The 15,996-nt window shown below is 60.5% G+C and carries 15 protein-coding genes and 4 pseudogenes; 6 read left to right on the forward strand and 13 right to left on the reverse strand.

All coding sequences use genetic code 11. The features are described from left to right. Positions 1–25 precede the first annotated feature (25 nt). Complete coding sequence (locus ABUK12_RS06365; RefSeq protein WP_410016826.1) at positions 26–301, reverse strand: hypothetical protein; 276 nt, start codon at positions 299–301, stop codon at positions 26–28. Between ABUK12_RS06365 and ABUK12_RS06370 the strand changes: the two are divergent. Further along, positions 215–422, forward strand: a pseudogene (locus ABUK12_RS06370) (AAA family ATPase); the annotation flags it as partial. The gene ABUK12_RS06365 and the pseudogene ABUK12_RS06370 overlap by 87 nt on opposite strands. Positions 423–459: 37 nt before the next feature. Here ABUK12_RS06370 and ABUK12_RS06375 read toward each other — a convergent pair. Then, complete coding sequence (locus tag ABUK12_RS06375) at positions 460–699, reverse strand: non-oxidative hydroxyarylic acid decarboxylases subunit D (RefSeq protein ID WP_410015483.1); 240 nt, start codon at positions 697–699, stop codon at positions 460–462. A gap of 25 nt (positions 700–724) precedes the next feature. Continuing rightward, positions 725–2,152, reverse strand: coding sequence for a non-oxidative hydroxyarylic acid decarboxylases subunit C (locus tag ABUK12_RS06380; protein ID WP_410015484.1), 1,428 nt, complete (start codon positions 2,150–2,152; stop codon positions 725–727). A gap of 344 nt (positions 2,153–2,496) precedes the next feature. Here ABUK12_RS06380 and ABUK12_RS06385 point away from each other — a divergent pair, with 344 nt between their 5' ends. Beyond that, positions 2,497–2,922: a MarR family winged helix-turn-helix transcriptional regulator gene (locus ABUK12_RS06385; RefSeq protein ID WP_410015485.1), complete on the forward strand. Its 426-nt coding sequence runs from the start codon at positions 2,497–2,499 to the stop codon at positions 2,920–2,922. Positions 2,923–2,950: 28 nt separating this feature from the next. On the opposite strand, the pseudogene ABUK12_RS06390 reads toward ABUK12_RS06385, so the two are convergent. The 3 pseudogenes from ABUK12_RS06390 to ABUK12_RS06400 all read right to left on the reverse strand — a co-directional run. Next, positions 2,951–3,321: pseudogene (locus ABUK12_RS06390) on the reverse strand (proton-translocating transhydrogenase family protein); the annotation flags it as partial. Continuing rightward, positions 3,315–3,509: pseudogene (locus ABUK12_RS06395) on the reverse strand (dihydrodipicolinate synthase family protein); the annotation flags it as partial. The pseudogenes ABUK12_RS06395 and ABUK12_RS06390, both read right to left, overlap by 7 nt. A gap of 22 nt (positions 3,510–3,531) precedes the next feature. After that, a pseudogene (locus ABUK12_RS06400) lies at positions 3,532–3,685 on the reverse strand (ribokinase); the annotation flags it as partial. Positions 3,686–4,003: 318 nt separating this feature from the next. On the opposite strand from ABUK12_RS06400, the gene ABUK12_RS06405 reads away from it, so the two are divergent. From ABUK12_RS06405 to ABUK12_RS06420, 4 genes are read left to right on the forward strand one after another with little or no spacing between them, the layout of a single operon-like run. Next, positions 4,004–4,900 carry an ABC transporter substrate-binding protein gene (locus ABUK12_RS06405; protein ID WP_410015486.1) on the forward strand — a complete coding sequence of 299 codons (897 nt, stop codon included), beginning with the start codon at positions 4,004–4,006 and terminating at the stop codon, positions 4,898–4,900. Continuing rightward, positions 4,897–5,823 (forward strand): amino acid ABC transporter permease, encoded by a 927-nt coding sequence (locus ABUK12_RS06410; RefSeq protein ID WP_410015487.1) that lies wholly within the window; start codon positions 4,897–4,899, stop codon positions 5,821–5,823. The genes ABUK12_RS06405 and ABUK12_RS06410 overlap by 4 nt, the downstream gene beginning before the upstream one ends. Next, a complete protein-coding gene (locus ABUK12_RS06415; RefSeq protein ID WP_410015488.1) occupies positions 5,816–6,577 on the forward strand; it encodes an amino acid ABC transporter ATP-binding protein in 762 nt (253 codons plus the stop codon). The genes ABUK12_RS06410 and ABUK12_RS06415 overlap by 8 nt, the downstream gene beginning before the upstream one ends. 31 nt (positions 6,578–6,608) lie before the next feature. Continuing rightward, positions 6,609–8,933 carry a molybdopterin-dependent oxidoreductase gene (locus ABUK12_RS06420; protein WP_410015489.1) on the forward strand — a complete coding sequence of 775 codons (2,325 nt, stop codon included), beginning with the start codon at positions 6,609–6,611 and terminating at the stop codon, positions 8,931–8,933. Positions 8,934–9,048: 115 nt separating this feature from the next. Here ABUK12_RS06420 and ABUK12_RS06425 read toward each other — a convergent pair whose 3' ends face one another. From ABUK12_RS06425 to purB, 7 genes are all read right to left on the reverse strand, one after another. Continuing rightward, positions 9,049–10,395, reverse strand: a complete 1,347-nt coding sequence (locus ABUK12_RS06425) for an MmgE/PrpD family protein (RefSeq protein WP_410015490.1) — start codon at positions 10,393–10,395, stop codon at positions 9,049–9,051. 1 nt (position 10,396) lies between these two features. After that, positions 10,397–11,548 (reverse strand): amidohydrolase, encoded by a 1,152-nt coding sequence (locus tag ABUK12_RS06430; RefSeq protein ID WP_410015491.1) that lies wholly within the window; start codon positions 11,546–11,548, stop codon positions 10,397–10,399. 113 nt (positions 11,549–11,661) lie between these two features. Continuing rightward, positions 11,662–12,423: an amino acid ABC transporter ATP-binding protein gene (locus ABUK12_RS06435; RefSeq protein WP_410015492.1), complete on the reverse strand. Its 762-nt coding sequence runs from the start codon at positions 12,421–12,423 to the stop codon at positions 11,662–11,664. A 9-nt stretch (positions 12,424–12,432) separates the two neighbouring features. Beyond that, positions 12,433–13,104, reverse strand: coding sequence for an amino acid ABC transporter permease (locus tag ABUK12_RS06440; RefSeq protein WP_162364154.1), 672 nt, complete (start codon positions 13,102–13,104; stop codon positions 12,433–12,435). Positions 13,105–13,167: 63 nt separating this feature from the next. Continuing rightward, entirely contained in the window at positions 13,168–13,968 is an 801-nt protein-coding gene (locus ABUK12_RS06445; RefSeq protein ID WP_410015493.1) for an amino acid ABC transporter substrate-binding protein, read from the reverse strand. Further along, positions 13,965–14,507, reverse strand: a complete 543-nt coding sequence (locus tag ABUK12_RS06450; protein ID WP_410015494.1) for a GNAT family N-acetyltransferase — start codon at positions 14,505–14,507, stop codon at positions 13,965–13,967. Before ABUK12_RS06450 ends, ABUK12_RS06445 begins: the two co-directional genes overlap by 4 nt. Beyond that, positions 14,504–15,886, reverse strand: a complete 1,383-nt coding sequence (gene purB, locus ABUK12_RS06455; RefSeq protein ID WP_410015495.1) for an adenylosuccinate lyase — start codon at positions 15,884–15,886, stop codon at positions 14,504–14,506. The genes ABUK12_RS06450 and purB overlap by 4 nt, the downstream gene beginning before the upstream one ends. Between the last annotated feature and the right edge of the window lie 110 nt (positions 15,887–15,996).

The following is a 15,996-nucleotide window of genomic DNA, read 5'->3' on the forward strand; positions in this document are numbered from 1 at the left end:
ATTATTGCGGCGATCGGTGGGCGAATTACTGTAGCCAATGCTGGGCATTAACGGAGCCGCTGCTCCCCACCAGGAGAAACGGCCGTTCCGCCTGTTGCAGCCGATGCAGCATCGCCATTTGCGTCATGCCCGGATGGGATTCCAGGCGTGGGCTTGAGGCAACTATGCCAACGTCTGAACATTGCCATCGCGTGTCCTCCGGCAAGGCCAGCACCACCGGGCCGGGGCGGCCGCCCTGCTTTCTGGCGAGCTCGGCATGGCGACGGATGCCCTTAGTCATGCGCTGACGCGTCGCAGCCATCAGACCCAGCGCATGGACCTGACCATTATTCGCGGCGAGCAGCAGGCAATTGCCGGCCGCATCTGCGCGCTGGGTCTGCCCCCGGGCCATTGAAGTCCGCGACGCGGTGTGGCGGGAATGATTTAACCCTTACCCAGGCGCACCGGATACGAGGTGTATTACTCTCCGGTGACTTTCTGCAGGACCGGAACCGGTGGTATTTCCTCGGCGTGTTCCAGACTCCCGGGGTCCAGGCGGAACGCTTGCGGATAAAACCGGGGATCGGAACGGCGCGGCGGCTCGGTCGAACGCCAGGTGTAAAGGCATTGCCCGCATTGAAATACGGTAAATACGCCCGAGACCGGGCTTTCAAACAAAACGTCCGTCTCCGGATGCTGGCAACGAGGACAAATCATCATATGTTCCTTTTCATTTATTATCGGATCAACGGTTGTTGGCGATCAGCGTGTTCAGCCGCTCGATCCAGCGGCCCGTTTCGGGAAGATCGCGCACCGGTAGACCGTAATTGCCGCGCGTGTCCGGAACGACGGGGGTCGTCGCATCAATGACCAGCTTGTCGGTCACGCCTGCGGGCGTCGATCCGGGGTCCAGCGCGACCACCGACATATTGGGCAGTTGTACCAGATCGCCCGCGGGATTCACCTTGGTGGACAAAGCCCACATAACCTGGGGTAAATTGAAGGGATCGACGTCCTCATCCACGACAATCGCCATTTTTACGTAACCCAATCCATGGGGCGTAGTCATGGCGCGCAGTCCTACCGCTTTCGCGAATCCGCCATAACGTTTCTTGGTGGAAATAATCGCCAGCAGGCCATGGGTATACATGGCATTAACGGCCTGCACCTCGGGAAAATCGGCCTTGAGCTGCTTGTAAAGCGGGACACAGGTTGCCGGACCGATGAGATAGTCCACCTCCGTCCAGGGCATGCCAAGATAAAGGGACTCGAAGATCGGCTGCGTTCTATAAGAAACCCGGTCGATCCTTATCACCGGCATCCGGTGCCCGCCGGAATAATTGCCCGTGAACTCGCCGAACGGGCCTTCCAGTTCGCGCTTGCGGCTTTCGATCACGCCTTCGATAACCACCTCCGACCCCCATGGGACGTCAAATCCGGTCAGCGGGGCCGTGGCGATCGGATAAGGCGCCTGCCGCAGCGCGCCCGCCATTTCGTATTCCGACTGGTCATAGCCCAGGGGCGTCGACGCCATAAGCGTGATGATCGGATCGTTGCCAAGGGTGATAGCGATAGGCAGGTCCTCGCCCCGCTCCTCCGCCGCCTTGAGGTGGATGGCGATATCGTGCACCGGCACGGGCTGGATGGCGAGACGGCGTTTGCCCTTGACCTGCATACGATAAATGCCGACATTCTGCTTGCCGAAATTATCGGGGTCCTGCGGGTCGCGCGAGACCACCGCGGCTTTGTCCAGATAAAAACCCCCGTCGCCATCGTTGAGGCGAAACAGTGGCAGTATTTCAAAAAGATTGATATCGTCGCCTTCGACGCTGTTTTCCCGCCAGGGCGGATTTGCGCGGCGCTCCACCGATACGGGGAACTCGTCCCAGCGCCGGATGAATTCCGCAACCTGATCCTTGGTGGAGGTACCGGGAGCCATGCCCAAGGCGATAGCGTGGTTAGGCCACGAACCCAGGGTATTAAGCGCAACCTTGGCGTCGGTAAAACCCGCGATATTATCGAAATAAAGCGCCGGCGCTTTATCCCCGATCCGACCGGCCGCATTGGCCGCCGCCGCCAGGTCCGGCTCGGCCTGGACGGAGTCTTTCACATGCAGCAGCTGGCCATGTTCATCCAGCGCCTGCAGAAACTGGCGCAAATCGTCGAATATCATGTTAAATCCCGTATCCAATGTGAAAAGGCGGGTCGACTCATCTACCCTGCCGTTTTACCCGGCGCCGGTCAGCCCTTCCCCAACGTCAGCGGCCCGCGATATAACGAGGATAAGTCGCATAAACGAAGCAAGGTAACAACATATAGTTCGTATACGAACTATATGTTCGGACGAACAAACTCCGCCCCAGGCTTCACGGAAAATTCTATTTAGTTCGTATACGAACGTCAAGCCCGGCATGCATCAATGGCGGGATTTGCTTGTGCACGCCAAACGTAGCGGAGATAATACCCGCCCCGCCAAACGGGCGTGAACGGGGAACTACCGGACAGGATATAGAGCGGATGTTTGACAAGACCTTATTCCACCTCATGCGCGTTGTCCTGCAGGAGCATACCGCCCGCTGGACCTTGCTGATGCCCGAACTAACCAAACCGCAATATGCGGTTTTGGAAGCGCTCGCCACCTCGCCCGAAGGACTCGATCAGGCCGCGCTCGGGCAGGCTAGCGCCACCACCAAGGCAACCCTGGCGGAAATGCTTGGACGCATGGAAACCAGGCAGCTGATTGTCCGGCACCCGGATGCCGCCGATAGCCGCCGGCGTCTTATCCGGCTCACCAAGCAGGGCCGCACTATGCTGAATCTTGCCCGGCCCGTGGCTGAACAGGTCTCGGACAGCTTATTGCAGACGTTGTCCCCCGAAGAACGCGAGGCCCTGGTGCAAATTCTGGCCAAGATGAGACGCGGCATCCACGCCAAGGACACCTAGGACGGACCGGCGCTGCGGGAACGGCGCGCCAACCGCGGCTGCGGTGACCCATCTGCAGCAACGCCCCCACCACGATGATCCCGGAAATAGCGTTGGTCACCGACATCAAGGGCGTATGCAGCGCATGGCTGACGTTCCAAACAACATAATCGCCCACCACGCACGCCAGCGCGAATACGGTAAAATGCGACAGGAACGCCTGCGGCGCCACGTTGGCCAGCCGACCAAACAGCACTATTCCTACCACCAGCAGCACGTATTTTTCCCAGGGCGCAATCGGCTTATAGCCAAGGGTTTAACGATGGCTGCCGGCAGGGGCTTCGCCGGCTGCGCAGAGACCTCGATGGGCGGCACCGGCCATGTAATCTCGCCGAGTTTAACCACCGTCACCCCACGGATCGTGCCAGTTCCGCCCGCTCATCCAGACTGAGGAAGTGCATTTCGCTCGACTGACACACCGCGAATAATGCATCGACGCCTTTCTCCAGATACCAGTCAATCAGGCGCGCCAGGCCGTCATAGTCAATGTGGTTATCGGGGGTAAAGGGAGTCAACATAACCGGCACAATACCTCCAATTTTAGTCATCTCATTCTCCTTGCACCACCTACTCGCTGCGGGCCAGTGCTGCCGCAAACGCGCCGTTAAAAGCGTCACCGGCGCCGGTGGTGTCAGCACTCAGCGCCGGAAAGCTGTGAGGCCTCGGTTTTATTCGGAGTGATCACATCGACATATTCCAGGCATTCCAACGCATGTGGCGAGAAAGAATTGACCTGCCCCCCGACTTTGCTCCGCTCATTATTGGGGTAGGGTCACACGGCCCGGCCTCAGGGGCGCAATCACCGTTCCCGGCGCGGGTCATTCCAAAATTTCTTATAAGCTTAGCGAATTTTGTCACTTGTGAAGGTCGTCGGTATTCCATGACAATCTATTAATGAGTGGACAATATGCCGAAACCGTTGCCAGACCGACGTTTGCCTAAGCGCCCTGACCGCTTCCGCCTTTATCTAATTTGAATGTTTATCTATCTAAGGTCTGCACGCAGGCCCCTTTGTCATATTTCATCTGGAGAGAAGCCTTTAATGAAGTTATCCCATGGTTTTATATCGCTTTTCATGATGGCGGGCGCGCATAACGCCTGGGCGGCCGAGCAGAATGTTCCCACGGCCAGTTCGTTTCACGTCAAGAGCGATGAAAGGCTGAAAAATAAACTGCCCGCCGATATTGTGACCCGGGGCTATATTATTGCCGGCACCAACCCCAATACGCCGCCCACTACTTTTTTCCAGGAAGACAACCGCACGCTGGCGGGACGTGAAATCGATATCATGAACGCCGTTGCCGAACGGCTGGGCGTGACGGTGCACTGGCAGGATACCGGCGGGTTCGACAACATTATTCCCGGGCTGAAGTCGGGCCGGTATGACGTGGCGCTGTCCAATATCAACGCCACCAAGACGCGCTTGCAGCAAATTGATTTTATCGGCTATTACAACGCTTCCCGGCTCGGGGTTATTTCCCGTAAAGACGCCAATGTCGCCCCTTTTACCTCGTTATTGGCGGTGTGCGGCAAACAGGTCGGCGGCGGGGCCGGCACTACCCAGCTGACCCGTCTCGAAGCCGCCAGCAAACAGTGCGTGGAGCAGGGCAAACCGCCGATTAACATCGCGGTGTTCCCAGACCGCCCCGCCGGGGTGCAGGCCGTGGTCAGCGGGCGCGTGCCGCTGTTTTTCGGCCCTTACGAAGGACTCACCTGGCAGGTGAACCTGGTGAAAGCGCTGGCCATGAGCGGCGAGATCAGCGTGGATGACGCGCCGGTTTCCATCGCTTTCCCCAAACAGTCGCCGTTGGAAGAACCGGTGCAGGCCGCGCTCAATTCCCTTATCCAGGACGGCAGCTATCAAAAAATCCTCGATCGTTGGGGGATCGGCTATGGCGCCGTGAAAGAAGCAAAACGAAACGAAGAGATATTCCAATGAACAGTACACCGCAGGAAACCGAAGCCGATGAGCTGAGGATCGTCGGCAAACGCTATTACGGCCGCTGGGTCAGCGCGTTTTTCGTGCTGCTCCTGCTGTGCGCCGCCATCCATTCTATGATGTCCAATCCCCGCTTCGAGTGGCAGACTATTATCGGGAGCTTTACCGAGGAATCCATCCTGCGCGGCGTGCTGATGACGCTGCAACTGACCGTCATTTCAGTCTTGTTCGGTTTTGCCTTCGGCACCGTGCTGGCGCTGATGCGCCTTTCGTCCAATCCGCTGCTGGTGGCGGTAAGCTGGGCTTATACCTGGTTCTTTCGCGGCGTGCCGATGCTGGTACAGCTGTTCCTCTGGTACAATATCGCCGCGCTCTATCCCAAGATTTCCCTGGCCCTGCCCGGCGTCGGCGCGCTGTGGAGCGCCGACGCCAACACCCTGATAAGCCCGTTCAGCGCGGCGGTGATCGCGCTGGTGATGCACCAGTCCGCCTATGCCGCGGAAATCGTGCGCGCAGGGATCCAAAGCGTCGGGCATGGCCAACTGGAAGCGGCGCGGGCGCTGGGCTATCGCCCGGCGCAGATCTTTCGCCACACCATCTTGCCGCAGGCGATGCGAGCCATTTTGCCGCCGGCCGGCAACGAAATTATCGGCCAGTTGAAGACCACCGCGGTGGTCTCGGTGATCGCGCTGCAGGATGTGCTGTTCTCGGCGCAAATTATCTACCAGCGCACCTACCAGGTAATCCCGCTGTTGCTGGTGGCGACGCTGTGGTATCTGCTGATGACCTCGGTCCTGTCGGTGGGCCAATATTACGTTGAGCGTTATTTTAGCCGCAGCGTTATCCGCCAGCCAAGCCAGGATCGGGCGAAACGCAATCTGTTGTTTTATAGCCTGAAGATCGGGAGGCTAAACAATGGCTGAGACTATCACCCTGCGCAAAGTCACCAAACGCTTTTCCGGCAACACGATCCTCGATAATGTTACCCTCGAGATTCCCGCCGGCTCGGTGACGGTGATCCTCGGGCCGTCCGGATCCGGCAAATCTACCCTGCTGCGGTGCATCAACCATCTGGAAAAGCTTGATGGCGGTACCATTCTTATCGGCGGAGAACTGGTGGGCTACCGGCAGAAAGGACAGGCGCTCCATGAATTAGGCAGCCGCGAGATTGCGCTTCAGCGCAGCCGGATCGGCATGGTGTTCCAGCAATTTAACCTCTTTTCGCACCGCACGGTGCTGCAGAACATCATCGATGCGCCCATGCTGGTGAAAAAACTGAGCCGCCAGCAGGCTACCAACAAGGCGCGGCTGCTATTGCGGCAGGTCGGGCTGGCCGAACGGGAAAACGACTGGCCGCAGCAGCTTTCCGGTGGGCAGCAGCAACGCGTCGCCATTGCCCGTGCGCTGGCAATGGATCCGGCGGTTCTGCTGTTTGATGAGCCGACATCGGCGCTGGATCCGGAGCTGGTGGGAGAAGTGCTGCAGGTGATTAAAGCGCTGGCGCACTCAGGCATCACCATGGTAATTGTTACCCACGAAATTGGTTTCGCGCGTGAAGTGGCGGATAACGTCGTTTTTATGGAAGAAGGTAAAATTATCGCCGCCGGTCCGGCGAACCGTGTGCTGGACGATCCGCAAAATCATCGCGTGCGGCACTTTCTGGCAACCGTGCTGTAAATCACGGGCTTGCTATTTCACCTGGATACCCATGATGACCTCGACCCATCACAAAACCCACAGCTCCCATTGGGGGGCTTTCACCGCCCGCTGGCAGGATGACCGGCTGGTCATTACCCCGTTCAGCGGCGATCCCGATCCCAGCCCGCTGCTGCAGAACATGGCCAACGCCCTCAGCCATCAGGCGCGTATCGCGGGTCCAATGGTGCGGCGCGGTTGGCTGGAACAGGGCCCGGGCCCCGATAACCGCCGGGGCGCGGACGAGTATGTCGCCCTGAGCTGGCCGGAGGCCTATGAGCGGGTGGCCGCCGAGTTGCAACGGGTAGCGGGTGTATCCGGACCGGAGGCGATATTTGGCGGTTCCTACGGCTGGTCCAGCGCCGGACGCTTTCATCACGCCCAAAGCCAGGTGCATCGTTTCCTTAATACCACGCTCGGCGGTTACGTCCGCTCGGTCAACAGCTATAGCTCCGGCGCGTCGTCTGTCCTGCTGCCGCATATCATCGGCGATATCAACGAAATCGCCCGCCGCGGCGTCAGTTGGCAGGAAATCGCGCAGCACACCGAGGTCATGATCTCCTTCGGCGGCCTGGCGTTAAAAAACTCCCAGGTGGCCAGCGGCGGGATGAGCGAACACACTGAGCGCGGTTTTATAGACCAGGCGGCGCGGCGCGGCGCAACTTTTATCTCGGTCAGCCCGCTGGAAAGCGATCTGCCCGCCGAGGCCCGGGGTGAGTGGCTGCCGATACGTCCCGGCACCGACGCGGCGCTGATCCTCGCGCTGCTGCACATATTGGCAAACCGCCAGTGGATTGATGCGGCGTTCCTGGCACGTTACTGCGTCGGTTGGGAAAAGCTGGTGGCCTATATCCGCGGCGACGTGGACGGACAGGTCCGCGATGCCGCCTGGGCGGCGCCCATCTGCGGCATCCCCGCAGCGCGTATCGACGCGCTGGCGGCCCAGTTACATGGACGCAGGGTGATGGTGACCGTGGCGCACTCGCTGCAGCGGGCGGAGCACGGCGAGCAGCCGGTATGGCTCGGGCTCGTGCTGGCGGCGGCGTTGGGGCAGCCGGGACTGCCGGGCGGGGGCTACGCTTATGCGCTGGGCGCGCTGGGCCATTACGGCAAGCACCACAACCAGGTGGCATTCCCGGCGCTGCCGCAGGGTAAAAACGGTATCGACCGGTTTATCCCGGTGGCGCGCGTGGCCGATATGCTGCTGCATCCCGGTGAGAAGTTCGTTTACAACGGGCGCCATCTTACCTATCCGTCCATCCGGCTGGCCTACTGGGCGGGCGGCAATCCGTTCCATCACCATCAGGACTTGGCGCGCCTGCGCCGGGCGTTTTGCCGGCTTGATACGCTGATCGTGCATGAGACCGCCTGGACGGCAACGGCGCGTCATGCCGACATCGTGCTGCCCGCCACCATGACGCTGGAACGGGAAGACATCGGCGGCGCACCGACGGACCGGTATCTGGTTGCCATGCAGCAGGCGGCCACGCCTTACGGCGAAGCGAAGGATGATTACGCCATTTTTACCGAACTGGCTCGGCGGCTCGGCCGGGAAGCGGCGTTTACCGAGGGACGCAGCGCCCGAGAATGGCTGGCGCATCTCTATCAGCAGATGCGTGAACGTCTGCGTGAACGTGACATCTGCGTGCCTGATTTTGCCACCTTCTGGCAGCAGGGCATCCTGGAACTGCCGCAGGATCGGGATGGAGGCCGGCTGCTGCGGGCATTTCGCCAGGATCCGGAGCGCAATCCGCTGCCGACCCCGAGCGGCAAAATCGAGATTTTCTCCCAGACCATCGCCGGCTTTGGTTATGCGGACTGTCCGGGACATCCGGTGTGGCTTGAGCCGCAACAACGGCCCGACGAACAGCATCCTTTTTATCTGATTGCCAACCAGCCCGAATCGCGTCTGCACAGCCAGCTTGATTTCGGACAGTACAGCGTCAGCCGCAAACGCGGCGGGCGCGAGATATGTTGCCTGAATCCCGACGACGCGCGGCGCCTCGGCATAACCACCGGCGACGTGGTTGAGCTGGTCAACGGCCGCGGCACGGTGCTGGCTAGCGCCGAGGTGAGCGCGCGTATTATGCCGGGGGTGGTACAGTTGCCGACCGGCGCCTGGTACGATCCGGTGGATCCGTTGGCGGAGAGACCCGTCTGCCGCCATGGCAATCCCAATGTGCTGACGCTGGACATCGGCACCTCTTCGCTCAGCCAGGGCTGCGCCGGTCAGATTACCGTGGTGCGCGTCGGCCGTTTTGCGGGCGAGGCGCCGGAAGTCAGGGTCTTTGAGCCGCCGGTCGCGGTGTCACGTCGGCCGGAAAGCAGCGGTGGGTAAGCATCGATTGCGGCACGGACATCATTAAGCGTGCCGGGGCGCGGCGGGCAGGGAACGGCTGCGGCGCGCAAGTGAAACGCGGAGGCCGGCGGGATGAGTCAAGCGTAAAGAGCGTCTATCGGCGGGGCTGATGAAGCGCCGACAGGAGTAACGTCCCCAGCCGGGACAGCGCCGAGGGTGAATCCAGGCGGCTCAGGCTTTCGATGGCGTCGATCGTCGCGTCCGTTTCACCCGCCAGGCAGCGCCGCAGCTTATGCGACAGGTCCACTGGATGGGACAGGCTCTCCCGGCGCGTCACCTTACAACGCAGCGGCGCATCGTGATGGAAAAATAGCGTCACCTGATGGAAACGGGCGGAGGGGTCCAGCTCATCGGGAGGCGCCAGTGGGTCGGGACAGCGGCTGACCCGCTGCGCCAGCGCCGAAATCGCCGGATTCACCGGCCCTTCGGCAAATTCCGCAAGGGTAAGATCATCAAGCAACAGGCCGGCGGCGATAACGTATTCCAGGCTAAAGCGCGCTTCCATACCGTTACGGGGCCGGCGCACCGAGGGCGCGAGATCGCCGCCCGGCGGAAACGCCACCTCGATATGATCAAGCCTATCCAGCAGCGCGTCGAGGGTATGGCCGCTGTCCAGCCACTGCCGGCGTAACCGGCGCGCCGCATCGGCGGCGCTGTGGGTACCGCTGCAGGCGGCATACGGCTTGAATTCCAGCCCGGGAGTGACAATGCGCCAAGGTTCGCCCCAACGGTCGGTCAACAGGTCCGGATCCTGTCGGCCGCCACAGCTGGCCGCCAGAAAATCCTCGATAATCCCGTCAGGCTGTCCGGAAAACCCCGCCAACGCGAGCTGGCAAGCGGCCACCGCGGCCTGCGCCGCCAGTCCGGCATGCAAGGGTTTCGCTGCGGAACCGGTCTGCGCGCGCAGCCCGCTGGCTTGAGTGGCGGCAATGCCCAGCATCACCGCCGTCGCACCGGCGTCGGCCTTCACCAGCCGCGCCGCCGCCGCCGTTGCCGCCAGCGTGCCCAGGGTGCCGGTGCTGTGAAAACCCATGGCGTAATGCCGGCGGCCGGCGGCCAATCCCAGCCGCCCCGCCGCTTCCACCCCGACGGCATAGGCGTCGAGAAACCTCGCGGCGCCGACCGTCGGATGCTCTGCGGCCAGGGCGAACAGCGCCGGCAGGATCACGGTGCTGGGATGGCCACGAAAGTCGGGGTGAAAATCATCATAGTCCAGCGCATGGCCGGCATAACCCAGCAGCAGCGCCCGCGTGCGCGCATCCCGGCCGTCATAGACCCGGCGCAGGCAAACCAGGCCGCTGTCAGCCACGCGTCCAAGCAGCACCGGGAGGGTCACCGCCAGATAGTCCAGCACTCCGGCCCGGGATTTTCCCCGCGCCGTTTCGTCTGGCCGGGTGTCGACGATAAGCGTCGCCAGCCGCCGGGTGAGCGTTTCGCTCATGCTACGCCAGCGACTTCAGCGCTTCGCCGGCCAGGCGCGCAAGATAACGGGCGGTGGGGAATAAAGCGCGATCGTCCACGCGAAATTTCGGGTGGTGCAGCGCATGGGGGCCGCCGGATCCGACCATCATGAAGGTGCCGGGCAGTTTCTGCTGGTAAAAGGCGAAATCCTCGCCGATGGGGCTGGCGTCGACGCGCCTTGCCTCAAAGCCGGTCTCGGTGGCCTGTTCCAGGGCAAAAGCCACCCATTCCGGCGTATTCACGACCGACGGCGGCCCGGCGTGCCATAAAAATTCCAGCTGCGCCCCATAGGCCTCGGCGATGCCTTGCACCAGCTGGCGGAAGCGCTGCTCGATAAGATCGCGCACGTCCTGGCTGAAGGTCCGCACCGTGCCCTCGATATAGGCGGTATCCGGGATCACATTCCATGTGCTGCCGCTGTGGACCTGGGTGATGGATACCACGGCATTGTTGTTGGACGGCACGTTGCGGCTGATCAGGGTTTGCACCGCGCCAATCAGCTGGCCGAGGATAATAATGGGATCGTTGCCCTCGTGCGGCTTGGCGGCATGGGAGCCTTTGGCGGCGATCTTGATCTCGAACCTGTCCACGCCCGCCGTCAGCGCGCCGTCCTTGCCGCCCACCACGCCCACCGGCAGGGTGGGATCGTTATGGATGCCGAAAATGACCGCGGCGTCGTCCAGCGCGCCGGTGGCAATCAGATCCGGCGCACCCAGGCCGGTTTCTTCCGCCGCCTGGAACAGCACGCGCACCCTGCCCTGTAATCCCTCCTCCCGGCGCTTGAGCAGGATGGCGGCGCCGAGTGCGGCCGAACTATGAAAATCATGGCCGCAGGCATGCATCACGCCGGGGTTTTCGGAGGTGTACTCGACGCCGGATTCCTCGTTGATTGGCAACGCGTCGATATCGGCGCGCAGTACTACCAGCGGGCCGGGCTGCAGACCGCCGATTTCCGCCACCAGGCCGGTTTTTAACGGCAAGTCGAGAATGCGGATGCCCTCACGCTCGAGCGCGGCGCGGATTTTCGCGGTGGTTTCAAATTCCTGGTTGGACAGTTCGGGATGCCGGTGCAGGTGGTGGCGAAAGTCCTGGATCTGTTGCGCCAGGTCCTGATACTCGGGAGGGATGGTCATTGGGTTACTCCATCAGTCAAAAAGCGTATTGGCCCACAGCCTGGCGGGCGCTGGCCGGACACGGCCTGCCAGCATACCGCCGGGGGGATGCGGGCGCTGCGCCGGTAAATCACCTAAATAGAAAACTCGCTGGGGGTTTCGATATTGATCAACTGCCTCAGGAAGCGCCGGGTCTGCGGATTGTCGGAAAAATTGATGATCTGTTCCGCCGGCCCCTGTTCAATAATGTGTCCGTCCGCCATAAAGATCACCCGGTCGGCCACCTCTTTGGCAAACTGCATTTCATGGGTGACAATCACCATGGTGGTCTTGCGCTTGGCGAGCGTCTGAATCACCTGCAAGACCTCATGCACCCGTTCAGGATCCAGCGCCGAGGTGGGTTCGTCAAACAAAATCGCTTTCGGGTTGACCGCCAGCGCCCGCGCGATGCTGACCCGCTGTTGCTGGCCGCCGGACAGGGTCACCGGATACTGATGCGCCTGATCCGCCAGGCCGACCTGCTCCAGCAGCGACATGCCCATTTCCACCGCCTGCCTGCGGGGCAGCTTTTTCACCACCAACAGGCCTTCGGTGATATTTTCCAGCGCGGTTTTGTTTTTAAACAGGCTGTAGTTCTGGAACACCATCGCCGTCTGGCTGCGCAGGGCGTACTCTTCCCGGGTGGTATAATGCTCGGTATCAAGAGTGACGTCGTCAATCTGGATGATGCCGGATTCGGGTTTTTCCAGCAGGTTCAGGCAGCGCAGCAGCGTTGATTTCCCCGAGCCCGAAGGTCCGATAATGGCAACCACTTCGCCGGCGGCGATGTCGATGCTGATATTGTCCAACACTACCTGGTCACCAAAACGTTTATAGAGATTTTTGGCTGTGATCATAATGTCATCCTAGCGTTGCAGCGAGTGGCTAAGTTTTTTCTCAAGCAGGGCCTGCAGACGAGCGTAGCAGATGATTACCAGCCAGTACACCAGACCCACCACCAGGAAGGTTTCAAAATAGCGCAGGGACTCGGCCGCGATCATTTTGCCTTCCGCAAACAGTTCGGACACGCCCAGGGCAAACGCCACCGACGTTTCTTTGATCAGCGAGATAAAAGTGTTGCCGGTGGCCGGCAGCGCATTGAGCATCGCCTGCGGCAGCACGATGCGACGATAAATTTGCCCCTTGCGCATGCCAATCGACAGCCCGGCCTCGGTTTGGGTCGGATCTACAGAGGCCAGCCCCGCGCGATAGATTTCCGCCATATACGCCGACGTCTTGAGGCTAAAGCCGATGATGGCCGCCGCAGTGGCCGTCAGACCGGTCAGCGAGGGAATAAGCTGCGGTAAGCCAAAGTAGATTATAAACAGCTGCACCAGCGCCGGCATGCCGCGAAACAGGGAAATATACAGCTCGACCGCTTTACTGAGCAGCCAGATTTTACTGGTGCGCAACAGCGACAGCATCAGGCCGACAACCATGGCGATGATCATGGATACCACCGCCAGAAACATCGTCATCGGCAAATAGCTGATGATGAGCGGGAAGACTTTAAGCAAATAGCTGATATCGATATTCATGCAGAAGCACTCAGATAACGCCCGCCGTCTGATACCTTGGCGGGCGTGAAAACGAGAACCGGCCTAGTGAGCCGCGCCGGCTGGAGGAGTGGTGATATCCTCGCCAAAATACTTAATTGACAGCGTCTTGAGACGACCATCCGCGCGCATGGCGTCAATTTGCCGATCAAACGCCGATTTAAGCGCCCGGCCGCTATCATCCTTATGGAACGGATACCCCACCGGCTCGACCACCAGCGGCGCGCCGACCAGTTTCAGCGGCAGGCTCTTTGCCTTGATCTCCGCCAGCAGTATCGGCCGCGCATTGACATAGGCGTCGACGCGCTTATTCATGGTGTCGGTCATGGCCCCGTCGCGATTTTCATACGTGCGGATGGTGATGGTATTGTCCCCGAACGCCTTCTTGAGGTTGGCCACGTGGTTGGAACCCAACACCCCGGCCACGGTTTTGCCTTTCAGATCGTCGAGGGTATTGATATTGGTGTTGGTACTGCTGGTGACCAGTTGGCTGCCGTAATAACTGTACGGACCGGAGAAATCATATTTCTCCCGGCGCGCCGGCGTGATGGCGACGGCGTTAGCCACCGTATCAAGCTTGCCGCCTTCCAGTTGCCCCATCAGACCGCTGAAATCAGCGTTGACCCATTCGACGCGATAATGGAGGTCTTTGGCGATTTGTTCGGTTAACTCCACATCAAAGCCCACCAGCTTACCGTCTTTTTTATAGGCGGTGGGGAAACTCAGCCCGGTGGCGCCGACGCGGATGGCTTTGGCGTCGGAACTCCCGCCATCGCCCGGCTTGTCACAGCCTGACAGCAGGGTGGCGGCCAGCAGCGCGGTTAATACCATAGAACCTGTTTTCATTTTACCGCCTCTTGTGCCGCTGTGCGTTGCAGCCATATCGCATGGCGTGTTTCATCAAGTATTTTTTTCATATAAAGGGTGATATGACCTTTGCCTAAATCCGTCTTGTGCATCGGTTTGAAACCGCGCGCCTGATACATCTCGGCCAGCCAGGGGTGACTCTCGGCCGTGCCCAGCGAGACCGCCGGCGCCCTGAGCTGGCCCAACAGTATAGCCTGCTCCAGCCATTGCAGCATCTGGCTGCCCAGGCGCTGGCCGCGATAATCCGGATCGGCGCCGAACCAGCCGATATGCGGCAGGCCGAACGGACCGGGCAAAGGTCCCCACGGATAGCGCAGCGTCGCCGAGGCCACCAGCTTACCGTCGAGAAACATGCCGTAGACGCCATGCTCATCCAGATGACGGCTGACCCGCGCCAGATCCGCCGTGGCGGCGTCGAAGTGGATGCCCAACTCGCGGATAGGCGCATAGGCGGCGTGCATCAGCGCCAGAAATGGCTCCGCGTCCGCCACCGTGAGTTGGCGATACCCCGCGCTCATCTGGCCTCCAGGTCCGCAGCCGGCAGCAGGCCGGACGCGTTGGCGGCCAGGATCACCTCGTCGACCTTCTCCGGCGCGCTGCCGAGATAATTAGTCGGGTCGAGCCAATGGTCCAGTTGGTTTTCCGTCACCGTGGCGCGCAGCGTCGGGTGCGCCAGCAGCACCTCTTTAAACGGGCGTTTTTGTTCATAGGCCTGCATCGAGCATTCATAAACCAGGTGATGGGCGGTTTGTTTGCCGAGCGTCTTGCCGAGTTCAAACATCACCTTTTCCGACAGCAGCAGCCCGCCCTGCAGATGCAGGTTAGCCAGCATTTGCGCTTCATTGACGGTAATGCCGCGTAGGATGCCCAGCGCGTTCTGCAACTGGGCGGACAGGTAAATGCAGATTTCCGGCAGGGCGATCCATTCCGCGCGCCAGCTCATGGCGTCACGCTCATGTTCCACATGCATCGATTCATAGATCAGGGCGGCGCTTTTCAGCACCGGCGCCGTCAGGCTGGCGAGACCTTCCAGCGCCGCCGGGTTGCGTTTATGCGGCATGGTGGTGGAACCGATTTTACCGGCGGAGAACGCCTCTTCGATTTCATTGATCTCGGAACGCATCAGGTTATAGAACTCATTGCCTATCTTACCCAGCGTTCCGCTGATCAGCACCGCCACCGAGGCAAACTCGGAAAAACGGTCGCGCGCCGCCTGCCAGCCGATATTGGGGGTGTTCAGCCCCAGCTTGTCGAGCGTGAGCCGCTCAATCGCCGGACCCTGCGGGCCGAAAGAGGCGTAGGTACAGATCGCGCCGCTGATATTACCGGTCAGCGCGCGCGCTTTGATTTCCTGCAGGCGCGTCAGGTGGCGGACAAACTCATCCAGCCATACCGCGACCTTAAAGCCAAACGTTGTTGGCAACGCCTGCATGCCGTGGGTACGGCCGGTCATGGGGGTGTGCTGGTATTTTTTTGCCAGGCGCCTGAGTTCCACCGCCAGCAACGTCGCATCGCGTTCGATGATGCCAAACGCCTGGCGCAGTTGCAGCACGGTGGCGGTATCGACGATATCCTGGGTGGTGGCGCCATAATGAATATATTCACCGGCGTCGCCGCACTGTTTTTGCAGGGCGGCGAGGGTCGGCATCAGGGAATGTTTCATCTCGGCGGCGGATTGGGCAATGTCGTCAAGATTGAGCTGGCTGGCATCGGCGCGCCGGGCGATGGCTTGGGCCGCGGCCTCGGGGATCACACCCAGCTCGCCTTCCGCCAGGGCGAGGGCGACTTCTACCTCGATTTGCCGGGCCAGGCGGCTGTTTTCCGACCACACCTCGCGCATTTCCGGGGTGCCAAAGTTATTACCAATCAGGACAAAGTCAATCAAATGGGACGCCATACACTTCTCGGATTAAATAATTTTTTAAGTGTGGGACTATAGCACGGAAGAATAATGCGCCTTATAACAGAAATATATATCCTAATCCCAACGGGATATAGCAACACCGG

Source organism: Sodalis sp. C49 (genome assembly GCF_046352915.1).
Lineage (GTDB): Bacteria > Pseudomonadota > Gammaproteobacteria > Enterobacterales > Enterobacteriaceae > Acerihabitans.

Excerpts from the sequence above, each read along its gene's own strand:
- ABUK12_RS06405 (WP_410015486.1), top strand. The coding sequence starts at position 4,004 with ATGAAGTTATCCCATGGTTTTATATCGCTTTTCATGATGGCGGGCGCG.
- ABUK12_RS06410 (WP_410015487.1), top strand. The coding sequence starts at position 4,897 with ATGAACAGTACACCGCAGGAAACCGAAGCCGATGAGCTGAGGATCGTC.
- ABUK12_RS06365 (WP_410016826.1), bottom strand. The coding sequence starts at position 301 with ATGGCTGCGACGCGTCAGCGCATGACTAAGGGCATCCGTCGCCATGCC.
- ABUK12_RS06450 (WP_410015494.1), bottom strand. The coding sequence starts at position 14,507 with ATGAGCGCGGGGTATCGCCAACTCACGGTGGCGGACGCGGAGCCATTT.
- ABUK12_RS06440 (WP_162364154.1), bottom strand. The coding sequence starts at position 13,104 with ATGAATATCGATATCAGCTATTTGCTTAAAGTCTTCCCGCTCATCATC.
- ABUK12_RS06420 (WP_410015489.1), top strand. The coding sequence starts at position 6,609 with ATGATGACCTCGACCCATCACAAAACCCACAGCTCCCATTGGGGGGCT.
- ABUK12_RS06425 (WP_410015490.1), bottom strand. The coding sequence starts at position 10,395 with ATGAGCGAAACGCTCACCCGGCGGCTGGCGACGCTTATCGTCGACACC.
- ABUK12_RS06435 (WP_410015492.1), bottom strand. The coding sequence starts at position 12,423 with ATGATCACAGCCAAAAATCTCTATAAACGTTTTGGTGACCAGGTAGTG.
- ABUK12_RS06415 (WP_410015488.1), top strand. The coding sequence starts at position 5,816 with ATGGCTGAGACTATCACCCTGCGCAAAGTCACCAAACGCTTTTCCGGC.
- purB (WP_410015495.1), bottom strand. The coding sequence starts at position 15,886 with ATGGCGTCCCATTTGATTGACTTTGTCCTGATTGGTAATAACTTTGGC.
- ABUK12_RS06385 (WP_410015485.1), top strand. The coding sequence starts at position 2,497 with ATGTTTGACAAGACCTTATTCCACCTCATGCGCGTTGTCCTGCAGGAG.
- ABUK12_RS06380 (WP_410015484.1), bottom strand. The coding sequence starts at position 2,152 with ATGATATTCGACGATTTGCGCCAGTTTCTGCAGGCGCTGGATGAACAT.
- ABUK12_RS06445 (WP_410015493.1), bottom strand. The coding sequence starts at position 13,968 with ATGAAAACAGGTTCTATGGTATTAACCGCGCTGCTGGCCGCCACCCTG.
- ABUK12_RS06430 (WP_410015491.1), bottom strand. The coding sequence starts at position 11,548 with ATGACCATCCCTCCCGAGTATCAGGACCTGGCGCAACAGATCCAGGAC.
- ABUK12_RS06375 (WP_410015483.1), bottom strand. The coding sequence starts at position 699 with ATGATGATTTGTCCTCGTTGCCAGCATCCGGAGACGGACGTTTTGTTT.